Source organism: Polaribacter sp. (genome assembly GCF_039939415.1).
In the GTDB taxonomy this organism is placed as follows: Bacteria; Bacteroidota; Bacteroidia; order Flavobacteriales; family Flavobacteriaceae; genus Polaribacter.
The window spans coordinates 1-24,259 of the sequence record NZ_JBDVJE010000056.1 but is presented as its reverse complement, the minus strand read 5'-3'; the positions used below and the strand labels follow the sequence as shown (position 1 = coordinate 24,259).

At 27.7% G+C, this 24,259-nt stretch carries 28 protein-coding genes and 1 pseudogene; 11 read left to right on the top strand and 18 right to left on the bottom strand.

All coding sequences use genetic code 11. From position 1 onward, the window contains the following. Positions 1-51: 51 nt before the first annotated feature. The 8 genes from ABJG40_RS09690 to gdhA all read right to left on the bottom strand — a co-directional run bounded on the left by ABJG40_RS09690 (position 52) and on the right by gdhA (position 8,061). On the bottom strand, positions 52-1,914 hold the full coding sequence (locus tag ABJG40_RS09690; protein ID WP_348024387.1) for an SLC13 family permease: 1,863 nt from the start codon (positions 1,912-1,914) through the stop codon (positions 52-54). A gap of 205 nt (positions 1,915-2,119) precedes the next feature. Beyond that, positions 2,120-2,737 carry a hypothetical protein gene (locus tag ABJG40_RS09685; RefSeq protein WP_348024386.1) on the bottom strand — a complete coding sequence of 206 codons (618 nt, stop codon included), beginning with the start codon at positions 2,735-2,737 and terminating at the stop codon, positions 2,120-2,122. Positions 2,738-2,753: 16 nt separating this feature from the next. Continuing rightward, the gene (locus tag ABJG40_RS09680; protein ID WP_348024385.1) at positions 2,754-3,212 is read right to left on the bottom strand and encodes a 3-oxoacyl-ACP synthase; all 459 of its coding nucleotides are present in this window, start codon (positions 3,210-3,212) and stop codon (positions 2,754-2,756) included. A 74-nt stretch (positions 3,213-3,286) separates the two neighbouring features. Further along, the gene (gene dinB, locus ABJG40_RS09675; RefSeq protein ID WP_348024384.1) at positions 3,287-4,378 is read right to left on the bottom strand and encodes a DNA polymerase IV; all 1,092 of its coding nucleotides are present in this window, start codon (positions 4,376-4,378) and stop codon (positions 3,287-3,289) included. A gap of 105 nt (positions 4,379-4,483) precedes the next feature. Continuing rightward, positions 4,484-5,323 (bottom strand): alpha/beta fold hydrolase, encoded by an 840-nt coding sequence (locus ABJG40_RS09670; RefSeq protein WP_348024383.1) that lies wholly within the window; start codon positions 5,321-5,323, stop codon positions 4,484-4,486. Positions 5,324-5,332: 9 nt separating this feature from the next. Continuing rightward, a complete protein-coding gene (locus ABJG40_RS09665; RefSeq protein ID WP_348024382.1) occupies positions 5,333-5,938 on the bottom strand; it encodes a glutamate dehydrogenase in 606 nt (201 codons plus the stop codon). 56 nt (positions 5,939-5,994) lie between these two features. Next, positions 5,995-6,615 (bottom strand): LysE family transporter, encoded by a 621-nt coding sequence (locus tag ABJG40_RS09660; RefSeq protein WP_348024381.1) that lies wholly within the window; start codon positions 6,613-6,615, stop codon positions 5,995-5,997. 102 nt (positions 6,616-6,717) lie between these two features. Further along, positions 6,718-8,061, bottom strand: a complete 1,344-nt coding sequence (gene gdhA, locus ABJG40_RS09655) for an NADP-specific glutamate dehydrogenase (protein ID WP_348024392.1) — start codon at positions 8,059-8,061, stop codon at positions 6,718-6,720. Positions 8,062-8,269: 208 nt separating this feature from the next. On the opposite strand from gdhA, the gene ABJG40_RS09650 reads away from it, so the two are divergent. Genes ABJG40_RS09650 through ABJG40_RS09640 form a run of 3 tightly spaced genes read left to right on the top strand, consistent with a single transcriptional unit; the run spans position 8,270 to position 9,969 of the window. Further along, positions 8,270-9,289, top strand: a complete 1,020-nt coding sequence (locus ABJG40_RS09650) for a phenylalanine--tRNA ligase subunit alpha (RefSeq protein WP_348024380.1) — start codon at positions 8,270-8,272, stop codon at positions 9,287-9,289. Next, positions 9,289-9,546, top strand: coding sequence for a hypothetical protein (locus ABJG40_RS09645; protein WP_348024379.1), 258 nt, complete (start codon positions 9,289-9,291; stop codon positions 9,544-9,546). Before ABJG40_RS09650 ends, ABJG40_RS09645 begins: the two co-directional genes overlap by 1 nt. Positions 9,547-9,573: 27 nt before the next feature. After that, the gene (locus tag ABJG40_RS09640) at positions 9,574-9,969 is read left to right on the top strand and encodes a hypothetical protein (protein ID WP_348024378.1); all 396 of its coding nucleotides are present in this window, start codon (positions 9,574-9,576) and stop codon (positions 9,967-9,969) included. 84 nt (positions 9,970-10,053) lie between these two features. On the opposite strand, the gene ABJG40_RS09635 is transcribed toward ABJG40_RS09640, so the two are convergent. Then, a complete protein-coding gene (locus tag ABJG40_RS09635) occupies positions 10,054-11,529 on the bottom strand; it encodes a Na+/H+ antiporter NhaC family protein (protein WP_348024377.1) in 1,476 nt (491 codons plus the stop codon). Between the two features lie 91 nt (positions 11,530-11,620). Here ABJG40_RS09635 and ABJG40_RS09630 point away from each other — a divergent pair, with 91 nt between their 5' ends. Continuing rightward, positions 11,621-12,163 carry a pyridoxamine 5'-phosphate oxidase family protein gene (locus tag ABJG40_RS09630; RefSeq protein WP_348024376.1) on the top strand — a complete coding sequence of 181 codons (543 nt, stop codon included), beginning with the start codon at positions 11,621-11,623 and terminating at the stop codon, positions 12,161-12,163. A 110-nt stretch (positions 12,164-12,273) separates the two neighbouring features. Further along, positions 12,274-13,920, top strand: coding sequence for an FAD-dependent oxidoreductase (locus ABJG40_RS09625; protein ID WP_348024375.1), 1,647 nt, complete (start codon positions 12,274-12,276; stop codon positions 13,918-13,920). 77 nt (positions 13,921-13,997) lie between these two features. Here ABJG40_RS09625 and ABJG40_RS09620 read toward each other — a convergent pair whose 3' ends face one another. The 3 genes from ABJG40_RS09620 to ABJG40_RS09610 are packed head-to-tail and all read right to left on the bottom strand — an operon-like array spanning position 13,998 to position 16,968. Further along, positions 13,998-15,266 carry an MFS transporter gene (locus tag ABJG40_RS09620; protein WP_348024374.1) on the bottom strand — a complete coding sequence of 423 codons (1,269 nt, stop codon included), beginning with the start codon at positions 15,264-15,266 and terminating at the stop codon, positions 13,998-14,000. 3 nt (positions 15,267-15,269) lie between these two features. Then, positions 15,270-15,929, bottom strand: coding sequence for a hypothetical protein (locus ABJG40_RS09615; protein ID WP_348024373.1), 660 nt, complete (start codon positions 15,927-15,929; stop codon positions 15,270-15,272). A gap of 43 nt (positions 15,930-15,972) precedes the next feature. After that, complete coding sequence (locus ABJG40_RS09610) at positions 15,973-16,968, bottom strand: NAD(P)H-dependent glycerol-3-phosphate dehydrogenase (RefSeq protein WP_348024372.1); 996 nt, start codon at positions 16,966-16,968, stop codon at positions 15,973-15,975. Between the two features lie 99 nt (positions 16,969-17,067). Here ABJG40_RS09610 and dut point away from each other — a divergent pair, with 99 nt between their 5' ends. The 3 genes from dut to ABJG40_RS09595 all read left to right on the top strand — a co-directional run bounded on the left by dut (position 17,068) and on the right by ABJG40_RS09595 (position 18,094). Further along, a complete protein-coding gene (gene dut, locus ABJG40_RS09605; protein ID WP_348024371.1) occupies positions 17,068-17,499 on the top strand; it encodes a dUTP diphosphatase in 432 nt (143 codons plus the stop codon). A 9-nt stretch (positions 17,500-17,508) separates the two neighbouring features. Then, a complete protein-coding gene (locus tag ABJG40_RS09600; protein WP_348024370.1) occupies positions 17,509-17,856 on the top strand; it encodes a hypothetical protein in 348 nt (115 codons plus the stop codon). A gap of 88 nt (positions 17,857-17,944) precedes the next feature. Next, complete coding sequence (locus tag ABJG40_RS09595) at positions 17,945-18,094, top strand: PspC domain-containing protein (RefSeq protein WP_348024369.1); 150 nt, start codon at positions 17,945-17,947, stop codon at positions 18,092-18,094. On the opposite strand, the gene ABJG40_RS09590 is transcribed toward ABJG40_RS09595, so the two are convergent. Further along, on the bottom strand, positions 18,087-18,626 hold the full coding sequence (locus ABJG40_RS09590; RefSeq protein ID WP_348024368.1) for a GNAT family N-acetyltransferase: 540 nt from the start codon (positions 18,624-18,626) through the stop codon (positions 18,087-18,089). The genes ABJG40_RS09595 and ABJG40_RS09590 overlap by 8 nt on opposite strands. 151 nt (positions 18,627-18,777) lie before the next feature. Then, a complete protein-coding gene (recA, locus tag ABJG40_RS09585; RefSeq protein ID WP_348024367.1) occupies positions 18,778-19,785 on the bottom strand; it encodes a recombinase RecA in 1,008 nt (335 codons plus the stop codon). 113 nt (positions 19,786-19,898) lie between these two features. Here recA and ABJG40_RS09580 point away from each other — a divergent pair, with 113 nt between their 5' ends. Both ABJG40_RS09580 and ABJG40_RS09575 read left to right on the top strand, forming a co-directional pair. Continuing rightward, entirely contained in the window at positions 19,899-20,690 is a 792-nt protein-coding gene (locus tag ABJG40_RS09580; protein WP_348024366.1) for an aldose 1-epimerase, read from the top strand. Between the two features lie 4 nt (positions 20,691-20,694). Further along, on the top strand, positions 20,695-21,261 hold the full coding sequence (locus ABJG40_RS09575; protein WP_348024391.1) for a pseudouridine synthase: 567 nt from the start codon (positions 20,695-20,697) through the stop codon (positions 21,259-21,261). Here ABJG40_RS09575 and ABJG40_RS09570 read toward each other — a convergent pair. The 4 genes from ABJG40_RS09570 to ABJG40_RS09555 all read right to left on the bottom strand — a co-directional run bounded on the left by ABJG40_RS09570 (position 21,248) and on the right by ABJG40_RS09555 (position 23,547). Further along, positions 21,248-21,529, bottom strand: a complete 282-nt coding sequence (locus tag ABJG40_RS09570; RefSeq protein WP_348024365.1) for a hypothetical protein — start codon at positions 21,527-21,529, stop codon at positions 21,248-21,250. The genes ABJG40_RS09575 and ABJG40_RS09570 overlap by 14 nt on opposite strands. A gap of 299 nt (positions 21,530-21,828) precedes the next feature. Further along, positions 21,829-22,269, bottom strand: coding sequence for a GNAT family N-acetyltransferase (locus ABJG40_RS09565; RefSeq protein ID WP_348024364.1), 441 nt, complete (start codon positions 22,267-22,269; stop codon positions 21,829-21,831). 92 nt (positions 22,270-22,361) lie between these two features. Beyond that, the gene (gene rpiB, locus ABJG40_RS09560; protein ID WP_348024363.1) at positions 22,362-22,790 is read right to left on the bottom strand and encodes a ribose 5-phosphate isomerase B; all 429 of its coding nucleotides are present in this window, start codon (positions 22,788-22,790) and stop codon (positions 22,362-22,364) included. A 583-nt stretch (positions 22,791-23,373) separates the two neighbouring features. Next, positions 23,374-23,547 carry a hypothetical protein gene (locus ABJG40_RS09555; protein ID WP_348024362.1) on the bottom strand — a complete coding sequence of 58 codons (174 nt, stop codon included), beginning with the start codon at positions 23,545-23,547 and terminating at the stop codon, positions 23,374-23,376. Between the two features lie 137 nt (positions 23,548-23,684). Between ABJG40_RS09555 and ABJG40_RS09550 the strand changes: the two are divergent. Then, a pseudogene (locus tag ABJG40_RS09550) lies at positions 23,685-24,259 on the top strand (hypothetical protein); the annotation flags it as partial.

Sequence of the window (24,259 nt, the reverse complement as noted above, 5' to 3'; positions counted from 1 at the left end):
TTTTTTATTATTTAAATCTTTAAAAATTGGGGGTTTTTAACTGTTATTAATTTAATGATAAGGCCAAATCATTGGTATCAATACTATACTTACTATAAAGAATATTAACAATAAAATAGATCCGCTTTTCATATAATCTGTAAACTTATAATTACCCGCATTCATTACCATTGTATTTGTTGGGGTACCAAATGGGGTTAAAAATGCTGTTGAAGCAGAAACTGCTAAAGCCATCATAAATGGTTGAGGAGAATACCCTAATTGAATTGAAGCAACTAAAACAATAGGAGCCATTAAAATTGCTGTTGCGGTGTTACTCATAACCTGACTTAAAAATGAAGTTATTAGAAAAATACCTGCTAAAAAGTAAGTTGGGTGCATGTCGCCTAAAAGTGTAATCATTGAATCTGCAATATATTTAGCTCCACCTGTTTTTTGCAGTGCAACACCCATAGGAATCATACCTGCCATTATTATAATTACATTCCAGTTAATTGCTCTATAAGATTGATTCATATTTATACAACCACCCAAAACCATAATAAAAGCAGTAAGTATAACTGTAATTGCAGATGAAAAAGGTCCCCAAATAAACATAGTTACCATAAAAACCATGGCTAAAATAGAAATAATACCTTTTCTAGTAATTTTACCTACTTCTTTAGACAATTCTTCTGGAGAACCAATAATTAAGAAATCTCTACTTTCTTCTTGAATGGCTTTTATATCTTCCCATTTTGCTCTAACTAAAAGAGAATCTCCTTCTTTTAAGTCGAATTCTCTACCTCTAATTCTTTTATTGTGTCTATTTAAAGCCATTACTTGAAGATTGTATTTATCTCCAAATCTACCTGTATTAATATGTTTTCCTTTGTAACTAGACTTTGGAGCAACAATCATTTCGCAAATACCAATTTCATCAGAAAGTACATTTTCTTTCATAAAATTACCATCTACTTCTTCTTGTTTTGTTGCAGCAACATCATATTTTTGAATAAATCTATTAATTCTGTTTTCACTACAATTTACAATCAATTCATCTTGTGCATGGAGCTCTCTTTCTAAATCTGGAAATTCATCTGGATCACTTTTTTTTAAACCAACTTTTTTAAGAATTGTAGTTGTTTTCTTTTCATGAGGAATAATTTTAATAATATTTACTCCCATTTTAGAACCCAATTGCATTTGTTTAATGGTTTTACCAATTGCAGATGAACTTGGTCTAATTCTTACTCTCCAAAACCCTTCGTATAATTGATAAGAATCTTCAATATTCTGAATAGACTCATCTATATCTTCTAATTTTCTTGACTCGTTATTTGGTAAAAGTTTTTGACCAAAATATCTCATATAAATTACCGTCAAAACTAAAAGTGGAACACCAATATATGCGAATTCGAAAAAACCAAATTCTTGCACACCACCTTCAATCATTGCTTGATTGGTAACAATATTTGTTGGAGTACCTGTTAAAGTTAATAACCCACCAGTTGCAGCTGCAAATGACAAAGGTATTAACATTTTTGAAGCAGATGTTTTTAATCTCCAAGCTGCTGCAATAATAACTGGCATTAATGAAGCAACAGTACCTGTATTACTCATAAAAGCAGAAAGAACTGCTGAACCAACTATAATTAAAACCAACAATCTATTAGAATTATTTTTTGATAACGTAATAATTTTATTTCCAAGCCAAGAAGTAAGTCCTGTTCTACTCATTGCCTCTCCAACAATAAATAAGCCTGCAATTAAAATAATACTAGAATTGCTAAACCCAGAAAAAGTTTCTTTGGTTGTTAAAACTCCAGTCATGCTTAATGCCATCATACTCATAATAGCAACAATATCAGGTCTTATTTTTCCTGAAACAAATAAAATAATTGTGATTCCTAAAATAATAAATGTAATAGTCATATAGTTTATTTAAGCTAACAAATGTAAATACTTACACATTGTAGGTTTTATGATATTTATCAATAAAAGTCTTACTAGCGTTGGTTTAAAATAAATTTATGCTCTAAAAGTACTATGTAAGTTAAGCGAATACGTTATCGTTATTTTTCCTTTTATTTTTAAAGAAATTAGAGCTTTTTATTTTTTAATTAAAAAAAAGAAATTTTTATGTTTTATTAGAGTTAACTAAACACTTATTATTCTTCCATTTACCTTTTAATTCTTCTTTTGTTAGTGTTTTACCCTCACAAGTTAAAAAACTTCCATTTTTATCTTTTTTTATAACTTTCATTTTACCTGTTTTTATAGCATTTATAATTCTATATACTAAGCCATTTTTAGCAACATCACTTCCTTTAGATATTAGCTTAATACCTTCTTCATTGTTATACAAATCCATTGTAGAAGAAATTTCATCTGGCAATATACCATCTTCTAATTTTCTTTTTTTATAGGTTATATAATTTTCTTTTTCATGAGCTTTTCCTAAGGAACGTGCTGCTCTTTGGCCAATTTCTTGTGTTAATCTTGCCATCCAATATGCATGCCTAAAAGCATCTACCTGACCACCTGCAGCATCACCATCTAATAAATTTGTTCTTTTAACAGAATCTGCAACCTTGTTAGCTTCTTTAGAGATTTTTAGAGATTTTGTTGCTTTAAAAGGATGAAATAATACCCAAGTTTTTTTAGGTCCAGAAAGTTTAAAAAAACTTTTTAAACTAGCCTGAGAATATGTTTGTAGAGTATAAAATATTGATAAAAAAAGAATTATTTTTCTCATTTTTTAAAAGTAGTATTTAATAAATATTATTTATTTCTATTTTCTTACCGTTAAAAATAAAAGTATTAACTGTTGTTTTTCCTAAGAGTAGTTTACCTATTGGTGATGCAATTGAAATTGCATAATAGGTTTTGTTTTTAATTTTTAATTCTCCTGCTGAGATTGATAAAAAATAAGTTGCAATATTTGTTTCTATAAGACTACCTAAATGTGCAACTTTTGATGTTTTAGAAATATCTATTTTTAATAAAGTCTGTTTCATAAAATTAACTCCAGAAAGTTGCTGTCCTGCTTTTTCTATTTCTAATTGCAACATGGCCCTACCTGTTTCATGCTTATCTCCTGCAGAACTTTTTGTTTCTGTTTTTAGTGCTGCTTGATTAGAATAGATAATATCTGTAATCGTTTGAAAACGAGTGTTTACAAATTCTTTACATTTTTTTAAAAGTACTTTTTTAATTTCTGGTTGCAACATATTTTATTTTAATATTTACTTTTTTAGAAAGTACCAAACTACTACCTCTAACATCAAAATCTTTTCTATTTATTCTAATAACCTTCAAACTGTAGTTTTAATTGAACCCAAACTGGTTCTTTTATGATTGTATTTAAATTACCAAAAGATAATCCTAACAAACGTACAGAATTTGTTATTTTATCTTGATATAATAATTCTTTTACCACAGGAAAAAATTCACTTTTTTTCTGCATAAAATTTGTTTTTGTCTTACTTCTTGTTTGTTGTGTAAAATCTGAATATTTAATTTTTAAAGTGATTGTTTTTCCTTTTGTATCAGCCTTAATCATTCTTTTTTCTAACTCATTTGCAATTTTATCTAACTTTTCTAACATAAAAATTTCCGAAGAAATATTTTCAAAAAAAGTGCGTTCTGCAGCTAAAGATTTTCGAATTCTATTTGGCTTTACTGGGCTATTGTGAATTCCACGAACAATATTATAATAATGTGCTCCAGATTTACCAAAAAGATGTATTAATTCTTCTAAAGTTTTTTTCTTTAAATCATTACCTACAAAAATGCCTAAATTATACATTTTTGCAGCAGTAACTTTACCAACTCCATAAAATTTATTGACAGGTAATTCTTCTAAAAAGTCGATTACTTCTTCTGGGTGTACCGTTTTTTGTCCATTGGGTTTATTAATATCAGAAGCAACTTTTGCTAGAAATTTATTGATAGAAATACCTGCAGAAGCTCTTAAACCTGTTACCTTAAAAATACGTTGTCTAATTTCTCTTGCAATATCATTTGCAGACGGATTGTCTTTTTTATTATTAGTAACATCTAAATAGGCTTCATCTAAAGAAAGTGGTTCTACCAAATCTGTATACTCATAAAAGATTTCTCTAATTTTGGTAGATATTTCTTTGTAACGAGCAAAATCTGATTTTACAAAAATTAAATGTGGGCACTTTTGTTTTGCTAACATACCACTCATAGCAGACTTTACACCGAATTTACGTGCCTCATAACTTGCTGCAGAAATTACACCTCTTCTTCCATCTCCACCAACAGCAATAGCTTTTCCACGCAATTCAGGGTTATCTAATTCTGCTACAGAAGCATAATATGCATCCATATCTACATGAATTATTTTTCGAAAAGGAGGTTGTAATTCCATTTTTCGAAAATACAAAAAGATGTTGTTTTTCATTGCGAGTTTACGAAGCAATCTTATTTTAAATAGACAGATTACTTCATTCGTTCCTCATTCGTGATGACAATTTTATTTCAAAAAGTTAATACAAAAATTTGTTGCCTCTTTCATTTCTTTAGAAAGTTTATTTTCTTTCCAAGGATGAGAAACATTAAAAACGTGATTTGCATTTTCTATAATTTTAAATTCACTTTTTGGATGCCACTTTTTTAAATTTTCTGCTTCATCAATTAATACAGATGTGTCATTATTACCATGAATTATTAAATGTGGAATCTGTAAATTTTCAGTAGCTTTTTGAACATCTAAACGCTCTTTATTCTGAATAAAATCTTCGTAAAACTGATAAAAATGAGGCATGTTTTGTTTTGTTCTTCCGTTTAAAACATACTTTACACCTTCTTTTTTCCATTGATTTAAATCACCTACTGTAGCTGTTCTTTTTTCAAAATCACAAACACCTGCTAACGTTATTACCTTTTTTACACGAGTATCTTCAGCAGATTTTAAAAGAACAATTCCTCCACCTCTACTGTGACCAATCAAAGAGAGATCATCAATATCTACTTCATTTTTATAATTTTCTTCAGTTGAAATCCAATCTATAACACTTCTTAAATCATCTAATTCTTTAGAATAATTATTATTACCAAAAGCCTCTAAATCTGGAAAATCTATGGGCTGTTCTATAGTTCCTCCATTATGAGAAAAATTAAATTTTATAAAGAAAAAACCAGCTTTTGCAAATGCTTCTGCCATTAAGTTCCAAGCACCCCAATCTTTAAAACCTTTGTAACCATGACAAAAAATTACAGCTTTTTTAGGTTGATGATCATCTTTGTAAAAAATATCTGTTACAATTGGTTTCTTATGTTTTCCTTTAATAATAAAATTCTTAACTTTTTTCATTTCTGTAATTTATATTACAAATTTAAATAAAGTAAATAAACCAAAACCTGCAGTTATAAAACATAAAATTAAATTGATGTTATTGGTTAAATTACCGGTTTTTTGTTGAATTATAAATGCAAATCTACCATATAAATATAAAATAAGAAAAGCACCAATCATAGCACCAAACACAAAAAATAATGTTGAAATGTAATTAAAATTCATTAAATTAAAACTCACTAAGAATATAATTACCCCAGAAAAATAAGGAATAGCAAATACATTTAATATCGAAAGAATCAATCCTTTAAAAAAAGAATTTTTATTATTTATTACAATCTGTTTTTTCTCTTTCTTATTTAATTGATAGAAATAAATTGATAAAAAAAACAAAACAAAAATTCCTGTTTTTTCTAAAAATTGTAAAAAAGCAGGATTATTAGAAATGTAAGCTGTTAAATAAATTGAAATGTAAGCTTGTAAAAAAACAATAAATGAAGCTCCTAAAATAAATTGAATAAATTCTTTTTCTTCTCCTTTCAATTTAATTTTTAAAGAGGTCATATTTAAAACACTTGGTAGGGTATATCCTAAAAATGAAAATATAAATCCTAACAGAAAAACTAAAATCATAAGTAAATATATTAATATTTCTGTCGTTTAAAAATTTTATTAAATTACTTATTTTTTTAAATAAATAGTTTTACCAATGTAAAAATAGCTACAAAACCTGTTAAAATAGCTAAAACTATATTAATATCTTTTGTGAGTTTCCCTGTTTTCTCTTGAATAATTTTTGCAAATTTTCCATACAAAAACAAAATGTAAAATGTACCTATTACAGATCCTAGAGTAAAAAAAATAACAGGAATTTTATCAAAACTAAACAACTTAAAAGCCTCTAAAGTTATTACTGTTCCGCTAAAAAAAGGAATTGCAAACATATTTAAAACAGACAAAGTAATTCCTGATAAAAATAGATTTTCTTTTTTTATACTACTTGCAGCAACTTCTATTTTTTCTTTTCTAGATTCCTTATAAAAATAGTACGATAAAAAAAGAAAAATAACAATTCCAAATTTTTCTAAGGTTTCAAAAATAGTAGGAGTATTTGAAATATACTTGGTTAAAATAACTGCAATAATAACTTGTGGAAAAACAATTAACGAAACGCCTAAAGCATATTTATTAGCTGCATTTCTACCTTTTTTTAAACTTACTTTTAAAGCAGTCATATTTAACATACTTGGGGTAATAGAACCCACAAATGAAAAAATAAATCCGAAGAAAAAAAGTAAAAAAACAGTCATTAATAAAATCTTTTGGTAAAGATTGGTTTTTAAAATTTGATGAACAAAAAAACGCATCAAATAATTTGATGCGTTTTAACCTTTAACTATAAAAATTAACTACTAAACAACTCCTTGAGCCAACATTGCATCTGCTACTTTAACAAAGCCAGCAATATTTGCTCCTGAAATATAATCAATAGATCCATCTTCTTGTTTTCCATATTGTACACAAGAATCATGAATATCTTCCATAATATCTTTTAGTTTTTCATCAACCTCTTTACGAGACCAACTTAAACGTAATGAATTCTGACTCATTTCTAAACCAGAAGTTGCAACTCCACCAGCATTACTTGCTTTTCCTGGAGCAAATAATATTTTTGCTTTTTGAAATTCTTGAATTGCTTCTGGTGTAGAAGGCATATTTGCTCCTTCAGAAATACACATACATCCATTTTTAACTAATTCTTTAGCCTCTTCTCCATTCAACTCATTTTGAGTTGCACAAGGCAAAGCAACATCACAAGCAACAGACCAAGGTCTTTTTCCTGCCACAAATTTAGCATTCGGATATTTTTCTACATATTCACTAATTCTTCCTCTTTTATTATTTTTAAGATCCATTACAAATTGTAATTTTTCTGTATCAATACCTTCAGAATCGTAAATATAACCACCAGAATCAGATAATGTTAAAACAGTAGCTCCTAATTCTAGAGCTTTTTCTGCAGCATATTGTGCTACGTTTCCAGAACCAGAAATCACTACTTTTTTTCCTTTAAAAGAATCGTTATTTACTTTTAACATATTTTGAGCAAAATATACATTTCCATATCCTGTTGCTTCTGGTCTAATTAAAGAACCACCCCAAGATTGTCCTTTACCTGTTAAAACTCCTGTAAAAGTGGTTTTTAATTTTTTATACATTCCAAACATAAAACCAATTTCTCTTGCTCCCACACCAATATCTCCTGCAGGTACATCTGTATTATGGCCAATATGTCTAAATAATTCACTCATAAAAGCGTGACAAAAACGCATAATTTCGTTATCTGATTTTCCTTTCGGATCAAAATCAGAACCTCCTTTTCCTCCACCCATTGGTAAAGTTGTTAAAGAGTTTTTAAACACTTGTTCAAAAGCTAAAAACTTTAAAATACTTGCGTTTACTGATGGATGAAAACGTAAACCTCCTTTATAAGGTCCTATAGCAGAATTCATTTGTATTCTATAACCTCTGTTTACCTGAATTTCTCCTTTATCATCTACCCAAGTAACTCTAAAAGAAATCTGTCTTTCTGGTTCTACCATCCTTAAAAGAATGTTTTTACCAAAATAAATATCATTTTTAATGATATAAGGAATTACAGTTTCTGCAACTTCATGTACAGCTTGTAAAAATTCTGGTTCATGTCCATTACGTTGTTTTACCAACTCCATGAATCCATCAATTTTAGATTTGATACTATTAACCATGTTTTTTTATGATATTAATAAAAATTTAACCCAACAAAGATAGTTATTTTTCAATATCACAAAATAAAATCACTTATAATATTTAATTATAGTAATATTAGTTCAATCGATTTAGAAAACTGTTGGTGTTTTATTATCAAATACGTTCTTAAACTCTTTAAAAAAGAGTAAATTTGCACCTTAATTATCCTCGAAAATGTTAGATAAAGTAAAAGAACTTATTGGTGATGTAAAAGCATTTAATGCTACAACCAAAGAAGAAGTTGAAACTTTTAGAATTAAATACCTAGGTAGCAAAGGTTTATTAAAAGATTTATTTGCAGAATTTAAGAATGTTGATGCATCTTTAAAGAAAGATTTAGGTCAGGCTTTAAATAATTTACGTAATTCTGCTTCATCAAAAGTGCAAGAATTAAACGAAAGTTTAGAAAGTTCTACAAGTCAAAAATCTTTTTACGGAGATTTAACACGTCCATCAGAACCAATTAATTTAGGTTCTCGTCATCCAATTTCATTGGTTAAAAATCAAATTATTGAAGTTTTTAACAGAATTGGTTTTACAGTTTCTGAAGGTCCAGAAATTGAAGATGATTGGCATAACTTTACTGCTTTAAACTTGCCAGAATATCATCCTGCAAGAGATATGCAAGACACATTCTTTATTGAACAAGATCCAGATATTTTATTAAGAACACACACTTCTTCTGTACAAGTACGTTACATGGAAGAAAATCAACCACCTATTAGAACAATTTCTCCAGGAAGAGTTTTTAGAAATGAAGATATTTCTGCGAGAGCACACTGTATTTTTCATCAAGTAGAAGGTTTGTATATTGATACTGATGTTTCTTTTGCGGATTTAAAACAAACACTTTTATACTTTACAAAAGAGATGTTTGGTAAGTCTAAAATACGTTTGCGCCCTTCTTATTTCCCATTTACAGAACCAAGTGCAGAAGTAGATATTTACTGGGGATTAGAAACTGAAACAGACTACAGAATTACAAAAGGTACAGGTTGGTTAGAAATTATGGGTTGCGGTATGGTAGATCCTAATGTATTGAAAAATGCAAATATAGACCCTACTAAATACTCTGGTTACGCTTTTGGAATGGGAATAGAGCGTATTGCAATGTTATTATACCAAATACCAGATATTAGAATGTTTTATGAAAACGACAAACGTTTCTTAGAGCAATTTAAATCGGTTATATAATGAACTACTTTTCACAATTTTGGGACGAAGGAAGAGATGATAAATACTCTAGTTGGGGAAACTCTACTTGGTATTTTGAAACGAATGATGCTGATGAAATTTTAAAACAAATTACTGTTTATCAAAATGGAAAAGTTTTAAAGTATAGTAAAGAAAACCCCAAAGATGAATTTGGAAATTTAGGTGAACATTCTTTAACTATTGAAGATTGTGATGGTACTATTATTTCTAAAGAAGATTTTTATAAACTTTGGTAAAAATATACTGAAACAAGTTCAGCAGAAATGAAAAAAGACATCCAAATACCAGAAGTTACAGGCGTAGAAATGGCTGTTGTTTATGAATACAATGATATTTATAAAACAGATGATTGGAATGTGTACATCATCAACAATAAAGATGTTAATTTAGAAATGATGGTGATTGTAACTCAAGGTTTTTCTGATACTAAAATAACTTCTTTATTTCGTAAAAAATTAGACAAACTTCCAGCAAATTCTTTTGCTAAGATTGAGTTAATTCAACCAGAATTATTCAAATTAAACAATCGTTTTCAGGTTACTTTTTTTGAAGGAAATACTTTATTCGAAAAGACTTATATCTTTAAAGAAAACACTATTAAAGAAGGTGCTTTAAGAATGATTGATGAAATTCAAAAACGTGGAATTTTAGCTAGTTAGTCATTGCGAGTTTACGAAGCAATCTCATAAATAAAACTACAATTAAAAGAGATTATTCCAGTCGTAAACTCCTTAGTAATGACATTACCCAAAATACCCAATAATCAAATACAATAAAACAGTAATAACACCACCAATTAAAGCGTAAGGTAATTGTGTTTTTACGTGATCTATATGATCACTAGCAGAAGCCATAGAAGATATAATTGAAGTATCAGAAATTGGCGAACAATGATCACCAAAAATACCTCCACCTAAAGTTGCTGCCACAACAATAGTAATGTCTGCATTATGAATGTTTGCCATTGGCACAGAAATAGCCAACATAATTGCAAATGTTCCCCAAGAAGTTCCTGTAGAAAACGCAATAAAAGAACTAATTATAAAAACTACAGCTGGTAACAATTCTGGAGATAACCATTCTTTAGTTGCGTTGGCAACATAAATTCCGGTTTCTAATTCTTTACAAGCGTTTCCAATTGCAAAAGCTAACAACATTAATAAAGCCAAAGGCATTAACTCGCTAATTCCTTTTAAAGTTAAATTTACTGCCTCTTTTGGTTTCATAATTCCTTGTATAAAATACATTACCATTGCTACTAATAATGAAGTTATAACTGCATATAAAACAGATGAAGAACCAGAACCTTCTCCCATTGCTTGTTGTAAATGATCTAAAAAAGAAGTTGATTCTTTTACAGCAGACCAACCTGTGTATGCTAAATTAATTGGCATCATACACACCATTACTAACAATGGTACAATCATATTAAACGCTTTAGCTTGTATTCCTTCTTTTGGTGGAAAAGAGGTAATTTCATCAGAAACCATTGGTTTAGAACCTTCATTCATCAACAAACCTGTTTCTTTTGTTCTTTTTTCTGCCTTTTTCATCGGGCCAAAATCTTTCTTGGTTAAAATGATGATAAAAAGAATTATAATTGCCAACCAAGGATAAAAATTATATACAATAGAACTCATCATTACAGAGAAAGGTTTGTCAATTCCTTGTGTTAACAACAAGCCCATTATAAAAGCTCCCCAGGCATTAAAAGGAATTAAAATTGATGAAGGTGCAGAACTAGAGTCTGCTATGTAAGCTAATTTCTCTCTAGGAATTCCTAATTTATCAAAAATAGGTCTGTATAAAGTACCAACTGTTAAAGAACTAATACTTGTTTCTACAAACAATAAAAGTCCTGTAAAAGTTGCTAAAACCTGAACCATAACTCTGCTATAACCAGATTTTTTACTTTCTAATTTAACCAACCTTTTATTGATGATGTTTATAAATCCTTCAACTCCTCTAGAGAATTGAATAAAAATTAACAAAGCGCCAACTAATGCACTAAACATAATAGTTCTAGTACTTCCTTTATCTTGAAAAACATCAACCATTCCTTCAATCATTGCCAAAGTTCCTTCTAAAGGATTCCAACCTTCTATGATCAACCAAGAAAACCAAATTCCGAATAACAAAGCAATATAAACTTGCTTAGTTCTTAAGGCTAAAATAATTGCAACAATTGGAGGTATTACTGAAAGAAATCCATATTCCATAAAAAGGGTTTTTATTTTGTCTAAAGGTAACAATTATTAACACACATTATCAATCGTAATTTTGTAAATTGCTCACCAATTTATTACGATTATGTCAAAATTTTATACAAAACTAACATCTAGACTTCAAAAATTTATTGAAGTACAAAAAATATTCTTTGTAGCAACTGCTCCAGTTTCTGGACGCATAAATTTATCGCCAAAAGGAATGGATTCTTTTAGAGTTATTGATGAAAACCGTGTTTTATGGTTAAATGTTACAGGAAGTGGAAATGAAACTGCTGCTCATTTATTAGAAAATGATAGAATTACAATGATGTTTAGTTCTTTTGAGGGTGCTCCAAATATTTTACGTTTGTACGGAAAAGGGAAAGAAATTAAAGAAGGAGATGCTTCTTGGAATGAATTGATTTCTTTGTTTCCAGAAACTCCAGGAACGCGACAAATTTTTGATATTACAATAGAATCTGCTCAAACTTCTTGCGGAATGTCAATTCCTTTTTTCGAATATCAAGGAGAAAGAAATGAATTGAATGATTGGGCTACTGAACAAGGAAAAGAAGGAATTAAAGAATACTGGGAAAACAAAAATCAAACAAGTATTGATGGTTTACCTACTAATATTATAAAATAGAAATATCATTTGTCATTTAAAAAGAAACAAAGTGAAGTTGAAAATCTTATAAAGAATAAGATTTCTCAACAAGGTTGAAATGACAAATTAAATTATATAAAATCATAATAATGAATCCATTTTCATATTTCAACAGAGAAAATATTACTAAAGAATTAAAAGAAACTGAGTTCGATTTACTAATTATTGGTGGAGGAATTACTGGAGCAGGAATCGCTTTAGACGCAGCTTCACGTGGAATGAAAGTTGCTTTAGTAGAAAAAAACGATTTTGCTTCTGGTACAAGTAGTAAATCTACAAAACTAATTCATGGAGGTTTACGTTACCTAAAACAATTCGATTTTTGGTTGGTAAAAGAAGTAGGTACAGAACGTGCAATTGTGCATGATTTAGCGCCTCATTTAGTAGTTCCAGAAAAAATGATTTTACCTTTAATTGAAGGCGGAACTTATGGTGAATGGTTAACCTCTATTGGCTTAAAAGTATATGATATTTTAGCTTCAGTAGAAGGAGAAGATAGACGTAAAATGCTAGATAAAGAAGATGCATTAGCAAAAGAACCTTTATTACCAGAATCTATTTTAAATGGAGCTGGTTATTATGCAGAATACAGAACAGATGATGCTCGTTTAACAATTGAAGTTTTAAAAACGGCTTTAAATTACGATGCAAAAGCGTTGAATTACACAGAAGCTTCAGACTTTATTTACGAAAACAATAGAGTTATTGGTGCCACTCTAAAAGATACTTTATCTAACAATTCTTTTGATATAAAAGCAAAATATGTTGTGAACGCAACAGGACCTTGGGTAGACAATTTACGTCAGAAAAACCACTCTAAAGAAGGGAAACGTTTACACTTAACAAAAGGTGTTCATTTGGTGGTTGCTCATGAAAAATTACCTGTAAAACAATCTGTTTATTTTGATGTACCAGATGGTAGAATGATGTTTGCAATTCCTCGTGGAAAAGTTACTTATTTTGGAACAACAGACACTAATTATCAAGAAAACAAAAACAATATTGAAACCAATTTGGTAGATGCTACTTATTTAATTTCTGCTGTAAATAATATGTTTCCAGAAATAAATTTAACTTTAGATGATATACAATCTTCTTGGGCAGGTTTACGTCCATTAATTCACGAAGAAGGAAAGTCAGCTTCAGAATTGTCTAGAAAAGACGAAATTTTTGTTTCTGATACAGAGCTAATTTCTATTGCTGGTGGAAAATTAACTGGTTATAGAAAAATGGCAGAACGTATTGTAGATTTAGTTGGTAAAAAATACAAACGTAGATTTGATAAAGAATTTGATGAAATAAAAACCAAAGAAATCCCTCTTTCTGGAGGAACTTTTAAAAATTCGCAAGAAGTACATAGTTATACAGATGCTATTCAAAATAGAATTGCAGAAGTAGATTTCAACAGAAAAGATGCAGAATATTTAGTGCATAATTATGGAAAACAAACAGATATTATTTTACAAAAGTTTGATGATTTAATGCATGATAATATGCAAGAAAAAATGATTAAAGCAGAAGTTTGGTTTACTATTAACTTCGAAATGACTTGCTCTCCAACAGACTTTTTTATGCGAAGAACAGGTCGTTTATTTTTCGATAATCCAAGTGTAAAGTTGTATAAAGAATTTGTTTTAAGTGAATTTAAAAATTACTTTTCTTGGGATGAAAAAACAACTACAAATAAACAAGAAGAATTAGAAAAGTATTTAAAAATTGCAACTACTTTTGAATAAATTATTTTTTTAGAATACTTTATAAAAACGGCAACAAAATTAATGTTGCCGTTTTTTTATAGAAAATTTTATATACTTTAATCAAACTCTTGATTAGCTTCAATATCTTCTGTTAAATCTAAATTTCTTAGAGTAGGATTTAAAGCTCCAGTGGCAACAACTGTTATTAAAGTCATGGTTCCTCCAAAAACAACAGCCATAACTGGTCCTAATATCTTTGCTGCTAAACCACTTTCGAAAGCACCAAGTTCATTAGAAGACCCCACAAACATAGAATTTACAGAAGAAACTCTTCCTCTCATAGCATCTGGAGTTTTTAATTGTAAAATAGTTTGACGAATTACCATAGAAATTCCATCTGCAGCGCCACTTATAAACAATGCTAAAATACTTACCCAGAAAATAGACGACAACCCAAAAGCAATAATACTTAACCCAAAAATAAAGACAGAAATTAACATTTTTCTACCTGTATTTCTGTTAATAGGAATATAGGTAGTTATAAACATGGTAACAATACTTCCCATAGAAATAGATGCATTTAAAATACCAAAACCTTCTGGCCCCACTTTTAAAACATCTTGTGCAAAAACCGATAAAATTGCTATAGTTCCTCCAAATAATACTGCTATCATATCTAAAGATAAAACCCCTAAAATGGCTTTATTTTGAAATACAAATTTTACGCCTGTTTTTAAGCTATCCATCATAGGTTCACCAATTTTTTTATTTAAAATTGGTTTCTTTTTAATATTAAAAAGAAATATAAGAGATAAAATTACCAATATAAAAACAAGACATAAAGTCATATCAACACCAATCCAACTAATTAAAAATCCACCAAAAAGAGCTCCAGAAACACCAGCTGTTTTCCAAGTACTTGTGCTCCAAGTTGCAGCATTATGATAAATTTTCTTCGGAACTAATAATGCTACTAATGAAAAAATTGTTGGACCAAAAAAAGATCGTAAAAAGCCACCAAAAAACACCAATGCATATATAGAGTATAAAACTGAATTTGTAGACCAATTACCAACAATACTATTAGAGGTTAGTAAGAATAAACCTAAACTTATAAGTGAAAAAGCAGCTGTACAAATAGCTAAAAGATTTCTTTTTTCGCTTTTATCTACAATATGACCTGCAAATAAAGCCATAGAAAATGCTGGAATTATTTCCATTAAACCAATAATACCTAAAGAAAGTGGATCTTTTGTGATAGAATATACTTGCCACTCAATAACAATAAACTGCATAGACCAACCAAAAACAAGTAAAAATCTTACAAATAAAAAAATATTGAATTCTTTTATTCTTAAAGCTGCATAAGGGTCATTTTTAGCCATTTGTTAGCCTAATTTCATATCCATTAAAATAGCAAATGTTTGGTTGATATCTTCTTCTTTTACAACAATAGTCATTTCATTTGTAGTAGAAATAATTTCTTGTAAAGGAATATCTGCCCAAGCTAATTGCTTTAAAATAAAGTAATAAACGCCAGATTGTTCTAAGTTTTCTACAGGTAATTTTATAGTAATAGAAGCCAACTCTAGCATACTATGAGTTAACGTTTCTTTTTCAAAAATATCTTTAACAAAAGGTTGTAAATTTTTACTGGTTACAATATTTGTTTCAAAAATACCTTGAGAAACCGTTAAAAAGTAATCCGAATTTTCTGAAGATTTTGTAAGAATTTTTGCAATTTCTTTTAATAATGAAGGCGTATTTTTAAATGTAAAATCACACAAATCCGAACGTACAATTACATCTCCTAAATCTAAAGCTAGCTTTTTAATATTCTTTCTTATTCGTAATTCACTTGCAGGTGAAAGCCTGTTAATAGCCATCATTACTGCACCAACCTTAACGTCTTTTTTTAAAATTGTAGATACTTCTGGTAAAATAATTCTAGCTAAAGAAGAGACATTTATTAATTTTTCATTTAACGCTTCTTCTATAAAAGGTGTTTTTCTAATGGTACTTTCTACGACTTCTTGTATTGTTTTCATAACTAATGTTTAAAAATATAAACTAATGTTCAAATTTAAACAATTAATCTAAGTTATCTGTCAATTTTTTAAATTCTTTTTTTGGGTTTTTATGATTATATAAAATATCATATACTGTATCTATTATTGGAGTTTTTGCTCCATTTTGATCTTTCATTTTAAAAGCACTTTTGGTAGCATAATAACCTTCTGCAATCATACTCATTTCCATTTGAGCAGATTTTACAGTATATCCTTTACCTACCATGTTACCAAATTGCCTATTTCTACTAAAAGTAGAATACCCAGTAACTAATAAATCTCCTAAATAAGCAGAGTTATTAATATTGCGTTTCATTTTATGCACTTTTTTAATAAAACGTTTCATTTCACGAATTGCATTGCTCATTAAAACTGCCTGAAAATTATCTCCATAACCTAAACCATGTGCAATACCTGCTGCAACAGCATAAATATTTTTTAACATTGCAGCATATTCAGTTCCTATAATATCATCAGATATTTTAGTTTTAATATACCAACTTTGTAAAGCTTTTCCAATATATTTTGCTTTTTCTTCATCTTGACAAGCAATGGTTAAATAAGATAAACGCTCCATGGCAACCTCTTCTGCATGACAAGGTCCTGTAATTACACCAATGTTTTCTAAAGGAATATCAAATTCTCTATTAAAATGTTCTCCAATAATTAAACCTGTTTCTGGAACAATACCTTTAATGGCAGAGAAAATAATTTTACCTTCTAAAGAAATTTTTAGTTTTTCTAATTCACTTGTTAAAAAAGCAGAAGGAACAGCAAAAATTAAAACATCATAATTTTTAACAGTATAATTTATATCACTAGACAAGTCTAATTGACGAGCATAAACATCTGCAGATTGCAAGTAATTAGGATTATGATCATTTTCTTTTATATGCTCAATTGCTTGCTCATTTCTCATGTACCAACCAATTGTATCCATGTTTTCAGATAACATTTTTACAATGGCAGTTGCCCAACTTCCTCCACCTATTACAGCTATTTTTTTCTGATCGCTCATTAAAAATTTATTTTATGCATCAAAAGTAATAAAACTATTAAGTTTTAAAGAATCCTTAGTTGATTTATTATATTTGTTAACAATCAATTTACAAGAATAATGAACGTACAAATTATAAACAAATCAAAACATGCAACACCTAATTATGAAACTGATAGTGCAGCAGGAATGGATTTAAGGGCAAATATTAATGAATCTATAACACTTAAACCTTTAGAAAGAGCCATTGTTAAAACTGGTTTGTTTATAGCTTTACCAGTTGGTTTTGAAGCTCAAGTAAGACCAAGAAGTGGTTTAGCAGCAAAAAAAGGGATTACTGTTTTAAATTCTCCTGGAACTGTAGATGCAGATTATAGAGGTGAAATTGGTGTAATTTTAGTGAATTTATCTAATAATGATTTTGTGATAAATGATGGAGAAAGAATTGCACAACTAATAATTGCTAAACATGAACGTATAAATTGGCAAGAAGTAGAAATTTTAAGCGAAACAGAACGTGGCGCTGGTGGTTTTGGAAGTACTGGTGTTTAAAAATACAAAATGGAAGAACCTGAATTACAACCTTTAAGAATCGTTTCTGGATGGAATGTAGAGTGGAATTTATTTTACGAAGTAGATCCTTCTAAAAATACTATGCATTATTTAGATTCTAGTTCTTTATTACACTTAAAAAATAAATCGAATACCAAAGCTATTAATTTAGAATGGAGGCCAGAAAATGATGTAAATGGTAATTATATTCTAAGGGTAATAAATTTAATAAAAACAACTAATAATAAAGGTATAATTAATTATGAAGGTGATTGGGAAAACTTACATTTTGAATTTAAATCTAAAAACAGAATAGAAATTGTAAATGAAATTGAAAGATTATTAATTCAAACTTAACCCATAAAAGTCAACATTCAACGAATTACAATATTTTTAAAAAGTATTAATAATTACTTTAGCTTTAAATTTAAAAAAATAAAAAATTATGATTTTAGGAGTATCAGATTGGTTAAGTAATAAAATAAATGTAGATGCTAAATTTATTAGAATAGGTTTTGTAGTTGGTGTTTTACTTGCAGGTTTTGGTTTAGGTTTATACTTAATATTATGGATTGTAAAATTACTAACTAAATAAGTTTTTTATAAACCTGACTCATTTTTCGAACACTTTTATATAGTAGATCATATTTTAAAAAAGTATGAGAATGATATTTAAACCCCAACTTTTTATAGAATAGAAAAGCTTGGGGTTGTTCATCCATTGCATCTAACCAAATCGTTGTATATCCTTTTTTTATTGCTTTTTCTTCTAACCAATAAAGTAGTTTTTTTCCTATTCCTTTTCCTTGTATTTTTTGATGCAAATAAACTCTATGTAATTTTACTTGTTTTTCTTTTTGTAATCCTTCTAGTTTTTCATCCCAAATAATTCTAAAATTTCCTACAATTTCTTCATTATAAAGTATAAAATAATATTCTGTTTTATCTTGAGTTAATTCTTTTAAAATATGCTCTTTAGAATACTGAGAATTAATATACCAATTTCCAGAATCTTTCCAAAAATGACTATAAGCTAAAGGATAAACCTCTTTCATTAAATTAAAAAGAGGTAATGTATCTGAAACTAAAATTTCTTTTAAATATATGTTTTCTGCTACTTTAATCATTATTCAAAATTATTATAGGAATTTTAATTTTAAAAAAATATAATATTATTTCACAATAAAATTTTGTCTGTTCTATTTTAAAATAAAAAAAAACTGCTATAGATTGATTATTTCTATAGCAGTTAATAATAATAGTTAGAACTTTAAATACTTATTCTTGATTTTCAATAGCAATCTTTATTTTTCCTTCAAGTTCTTCTGCTAATTCAGGATTATCTTTAATTAATCCTTTTACAGCATCTCTACCTTGTCCTAGTTTTGTTTCACCATAACTAAACCAAGATCCACTTTTCTTTACAATTCCTAATTCTACACCAATATCTAAAATTTCTCCTACTTTAGATATTCCTTGTCCATACATAATATCAAATTCTGCAATTTGAAAAGGAGGTGCAACTTTATTTTTTACAATTTTAACTTTGGTACTGTTTCCAATAACTCTATCTCCGTCTTTAATTTGGGTTCTTCTTCTAATATCTAAACGTACAGAAGCATAAAATTTTAATGCGTTACCACCAGTTGTAGTTTCTGGGTTACCAAACATTACTCCAATTTTTTCACGTAACTGATTGATAAAAATAACTGTACAGTTTGTTTTAGAAATAGTACCAGTTAATTTACGCAAAGCTTGAGACATTAAACGTGCATGAAGCCCCATTTTAGAATCTCCCATTTCTCCTTCAATTTCAGATTTAGGAGTTAATGCTGCAACAGAATCAATAACTACAATATCTATTGCTCCAGATCTAATTAAATTATCTGCAATTTCTAATGCTTGCTCACCATGATCTGGTTGAGAAATAATTAAATTATCTACATCTATTCCTAAATTTTCTGCGTAAAATTTATCGAATGCATGTTCTGCATCAATAAATGCTGCAATTCCACCTGCTTTTTGAGCTTCTGCAATTGCATGTAATGTTAAGGTTGTTTTACCAGAAGATTCTGGACCATAAATTTCAATTACTCTTCCTCTTGGATAACCACCAACACCTAAAGCTAAATCTAAACCTAAAGAACCAGATGAAATTGCATCTATATCTTCTGTAACTACATCTCCTAATTTCATTACAGAACCTTTTCCGTAAGTTTTATCTAGTTTATCTAGAGTAAGTTGCAGTGCTTTGAGTTTCGCTGCTTTTTCTTTATCTTTAGCCATAAATTGTGCTTTTAAATTTTTAAAATAAGTGCGACAAGTTACAAAAATATAAGATTAATTTCCTAACAAAAAACAGTCAAATTTTTACTATTTTTATATTAAGCATACAATCTATGAATTCTATAATAAAATTACAAAATAAAGAGTGTTTCGTTAAAATTGAAAATGGAGAATTAATTAGTTTTACTAAAGATAATAAAGAATATATACATCAAAAAGGTAATAAAGGTTGGCGTAATTCTGATGATGAAATGTTTCCTGTAATTGGACCAACTTCTAAAAATAATTTTAGAGTTCATACCAAAAATGGTGATGCTATTTTAGATCAACATGGTATACTACGTGAACTTAATTATTCTTTAGTTTCTTCAAATGAAACTTCAGCAAAATTTATAAAAAAATACACTAAAAATACTCCTGTAAAAAATAGTAAGTTTCCTGTAAAATCTACTGAAGAAAATCTAAATTGGCCTTTCGATTTTACTTTTGAAAAGAATTTTATTTTAGAAAATGGTGTTTTAAAAATAGAATTTATCATCAATTCTATAAAAGGAATGCCATTTATGTTAGGCTATCATCCTGCATTTCTATTATCTAATACAGGTAAGGAAACTTTAGAAGCTAATGGAACAGAAATAACTTTAGAAGCTATTTACAAAGCGGGTTCTAATGCTTGTCCGGTTTTAAATTCTAATAAAATCATCTTAAAAAATATTGATAGAAAAGATTTAGAAATTTCTACAAAAGGTTTTAATAATTTTATGCTTTGGACAGAAGTTAACAACATGCTTTGTATAGAACCTATTACGCAATATACTTCATATACAAATCAAAAATTTTCGGAAGAAAATATGAGTATTTCTAAAGAAGATAATATTTTTTCTGTAGCAATTAAAATTTTATAGTTTGATAAAAAAACATCGTCATTTTATTATTTACAAACCTTGGGGAATGATTTCTCAGTTTGTAAATCCCGCAAAGCGAAAGAAAAAATTATTAGGAGATTTATATGATTTTCCTGAAGGAACCATGGCAATAGGGCGTTTAGATGTACCATCTGAAGGTTTACTTTTATTAACTACAGATGGCAAAGTTTCTGCAGAAATTAGATCTCATAAATATGAAAAAGAATATTATGTACAAGTAGATGGAATTATCACTCAAAAAGAAATAGAACAATTAAAAAATGGCGTTGAAATTGGTTTTAATGGAAAAAAATATACCACAAAACCAGGAAAAGCATTTATTATTGACGATCCTAAATTTCCGTTAAGAAGTCAAAAAATTAGAGATGAAAGACATGGCCCAACAAGTTGGGTTTCTATTATTATTAAAGAAGGAAAATTTAGACAGGTTAGAAAAATGACGGCTGCTGTAGGTTTACCAACTTTACGTTTAATTCGTGTTAGAATTGGAAAAATAGAATTAGGTAATTTAGAAATTAGTGGTGTAAAAGAAGTTACTACTCTAATGTAGTTTCTTTTTCTTTTAGATTGTATTTTGTTTTTATATGTTTAATATCTTTAGCTGCCAAAATTGCGTAAAATTTTCTAGGAGAAATTTTTAAATCTTTAGTAATATCACTTACTTTTTTCTTTCCTTTCTTATACAATTTTAAATTTTCACTTACTTTTTTATTAAAGTAAAATACTTTTAATTTTTCTAAAACCTCTAATTCAGAAGTATTAGTATTCTTAACATATTCTTCGATTTCTAATTTGATGTTAGATAATTTTTTTGCCATTTTTTTTAATTTTAAATTATTATTTTTCTTTTTCAAATAGCAAAGTATCTAAAAAACTTTTTTTTAGACACATAATTATTAAATAGAAAACCAATATAACATTTTTTTATAAAATTTTACTTTTAAAATATTTAAAGTAATGTAACATTTATCACAAAATTTAATTTTGATTCTTTTTAATTTTGCTTCATGAATAATTCTAATACAACTTTATATTTAGTAGCTTCAATAATAATTTTGCACTTTGTAGTAGGTTTTGGATACCTTATTTATAAAATGACTAAAAAAAGTGATAAAAATTAATTTCTATCCATTCTAATATGAGGAATTCCATCTTCTATGTACTCCTCTCCTACTTGAATAAAATTATGAGTTTCATAGAATTTCTTTAAATATTTTTGAGCAGAAATAGTTATTTCATCAACATTAAAATAAGTTTTTATAGCGTTTATAGAAGCCTTCATTAAATGATGACCATAACTAAATTTTCTTTCTTTATTACTAACTACTACTCTACCAATACTAGCATTTTTAAAATAATCTCCAGGTTTAAAAATACGTGAGTAAGCAATAATTTTATCATTTTTTAAACCAAAAACATGTAACGATTTTTGATCTTTAAAATCTACATCTTGATACACACAATCTTGTTCTACAACAAAAACTTCAGATCGTAATTGAAGTATTGCATACAATTCATCTGTAGTTAATTCTGAGAAATATTTTGTGATGAAATTCATATAAAATAATAGAAACTCGTCATTACTAACGTAGTGAAGTAATCTTTTAATTTAGAAAGAGATTGCTTCGTAAACTCGCAATGACTGAATAATTAACAAGAAATTTTACCAACTCTATTTTGATGTCTTCCACCTTCAAACTCTGTATTTAAGAAAATATCTACAAAACCAATAGCTTGTTGTAAAGACACAAAACGTGCAGGAATTGTAAGAATATTTGCATTATTATGTTGTCTTGTTAAAGCAACCAATTCATTATTCCAACAAAGTGCAGCTCTAATACCTTGGTGTTTATTTGCTGTCATTTGTGCTCCATTACCAGAACCACAAAGAATAATACCTAGTGTTGCTTTTCCACTTTCTACAGCATCTGCAGTTGGGTGAATAGCATCTGGGTAATCCATAGAAGCATTTGTATCTGTTCCAAAATTTAGAACTTTATATCCTTTTTCTTCTAAATGTTTTATAATTTCGAATTTGTATTCTGTACCTGCGTGGTCATTACCAATGGCAATTGTCATAATAAATTGATTTTAATTGTGTTGTGCTAGCAAAAATACAGAAACTAACGGTTATCAACAGTTATAAACAATCAAAAAAATAACTTTTTTAATAACCTTTTAATTTTTAACTCTTTAGCTATGTTAGGTAATTGTTAAGAAGTATCAGTAAAGTTTTACAACTATTTTTGGTAGTTTAAAATATTATTATAATACAAGCAGTACTTTGATATACACAACTTTTTTTATGAGTTTTTGATAAAAGTTTATCAACATAAAATTTACAATTTGTTTACAGAGTTTTGGTTATTAACTATTAAGATTTTCTGTTAATTTATGTTTATAACTATTGTTAATAACTCTAAATTTAAATTGATTTTTAAGCTTTTAAGTAACTTATAAGTTGTCAATGATTTTTAATAACTCAATTTAAAAAATAAAAAGTAAGTTTTTTATAGTAGCTATTCACAGACTATTATAACCATTATAGTTTTTTTAAAATTTTAAAAAGAAAAATAATAATAATATAGAATGTTGATAACTGTTAAAAAAAATAAAATGGAGAATATTTTTTAATTGAAAGATTAAAAAAAATAGAATAAAACTAAACCGTTTTTTTTTCAGTTTTTAAAAGATAAAGTGTGTCTTTTTGTACATCTACAGTTTCGTTAGTAATTTCAGTTTTATTCAATGAATTATTTACAGTTATTACAGTAACAAATATGCCTGTAATAAATATAAAAGCGAATAAAATAATAACTTTACGTAGATTTTTCATCTTAATAATTAGTTGTTCTTATTATAAAGACGCATTATTTTAGAAAACGTTACATAAATTTTAAGATTTCTTTAACGTTTTAATTATTTTTGTGCAGTCTAGCAGGAATATAATCTTAATTTTACATAAAAAATAAAATGAAAAAGAATTACATACTATTATTATTCCTATTTATAGAGATAACACTCTTTGCACAACAAACTTATGTACCAGATGATAATTTTGAACAAGCCTTAATAGATTTGGGTTATGATGATGTATTAAACGATTATGTTTTAACAGCAAATATTAATACTATAACATATTTAAGTCTACCTAGTAAAAGTATTAGTGATATAACAGGTATAAAAGATTTTATTGGGTTAACATTTTTAGATGTAACCTATAATAATTTAAGTAATCTAGACCTTAGTTTTAATATAGTATTAGATAGATTAAGGTGTGGTAATAATAATTTAAGTAGTTTAGATTTAAGTACTAATTCAGAACTTACTAGTTTGACTTGTAATAATAATAATTTAAGTAGTTTAAATATTAGTTTTAATATTAAATTAAACTTCTTAACGTGTCCATTCAATAATTTAACTAGTTTAGATGTAAGTACTAATACTTCTTTAAGTACTTTATGGTGTTTTAGTAATAATTTAACTAGTTTAGATGTAAGTTATAATTCTGATTTAACTAGATTATATTGTTATGATAATAACTTAAC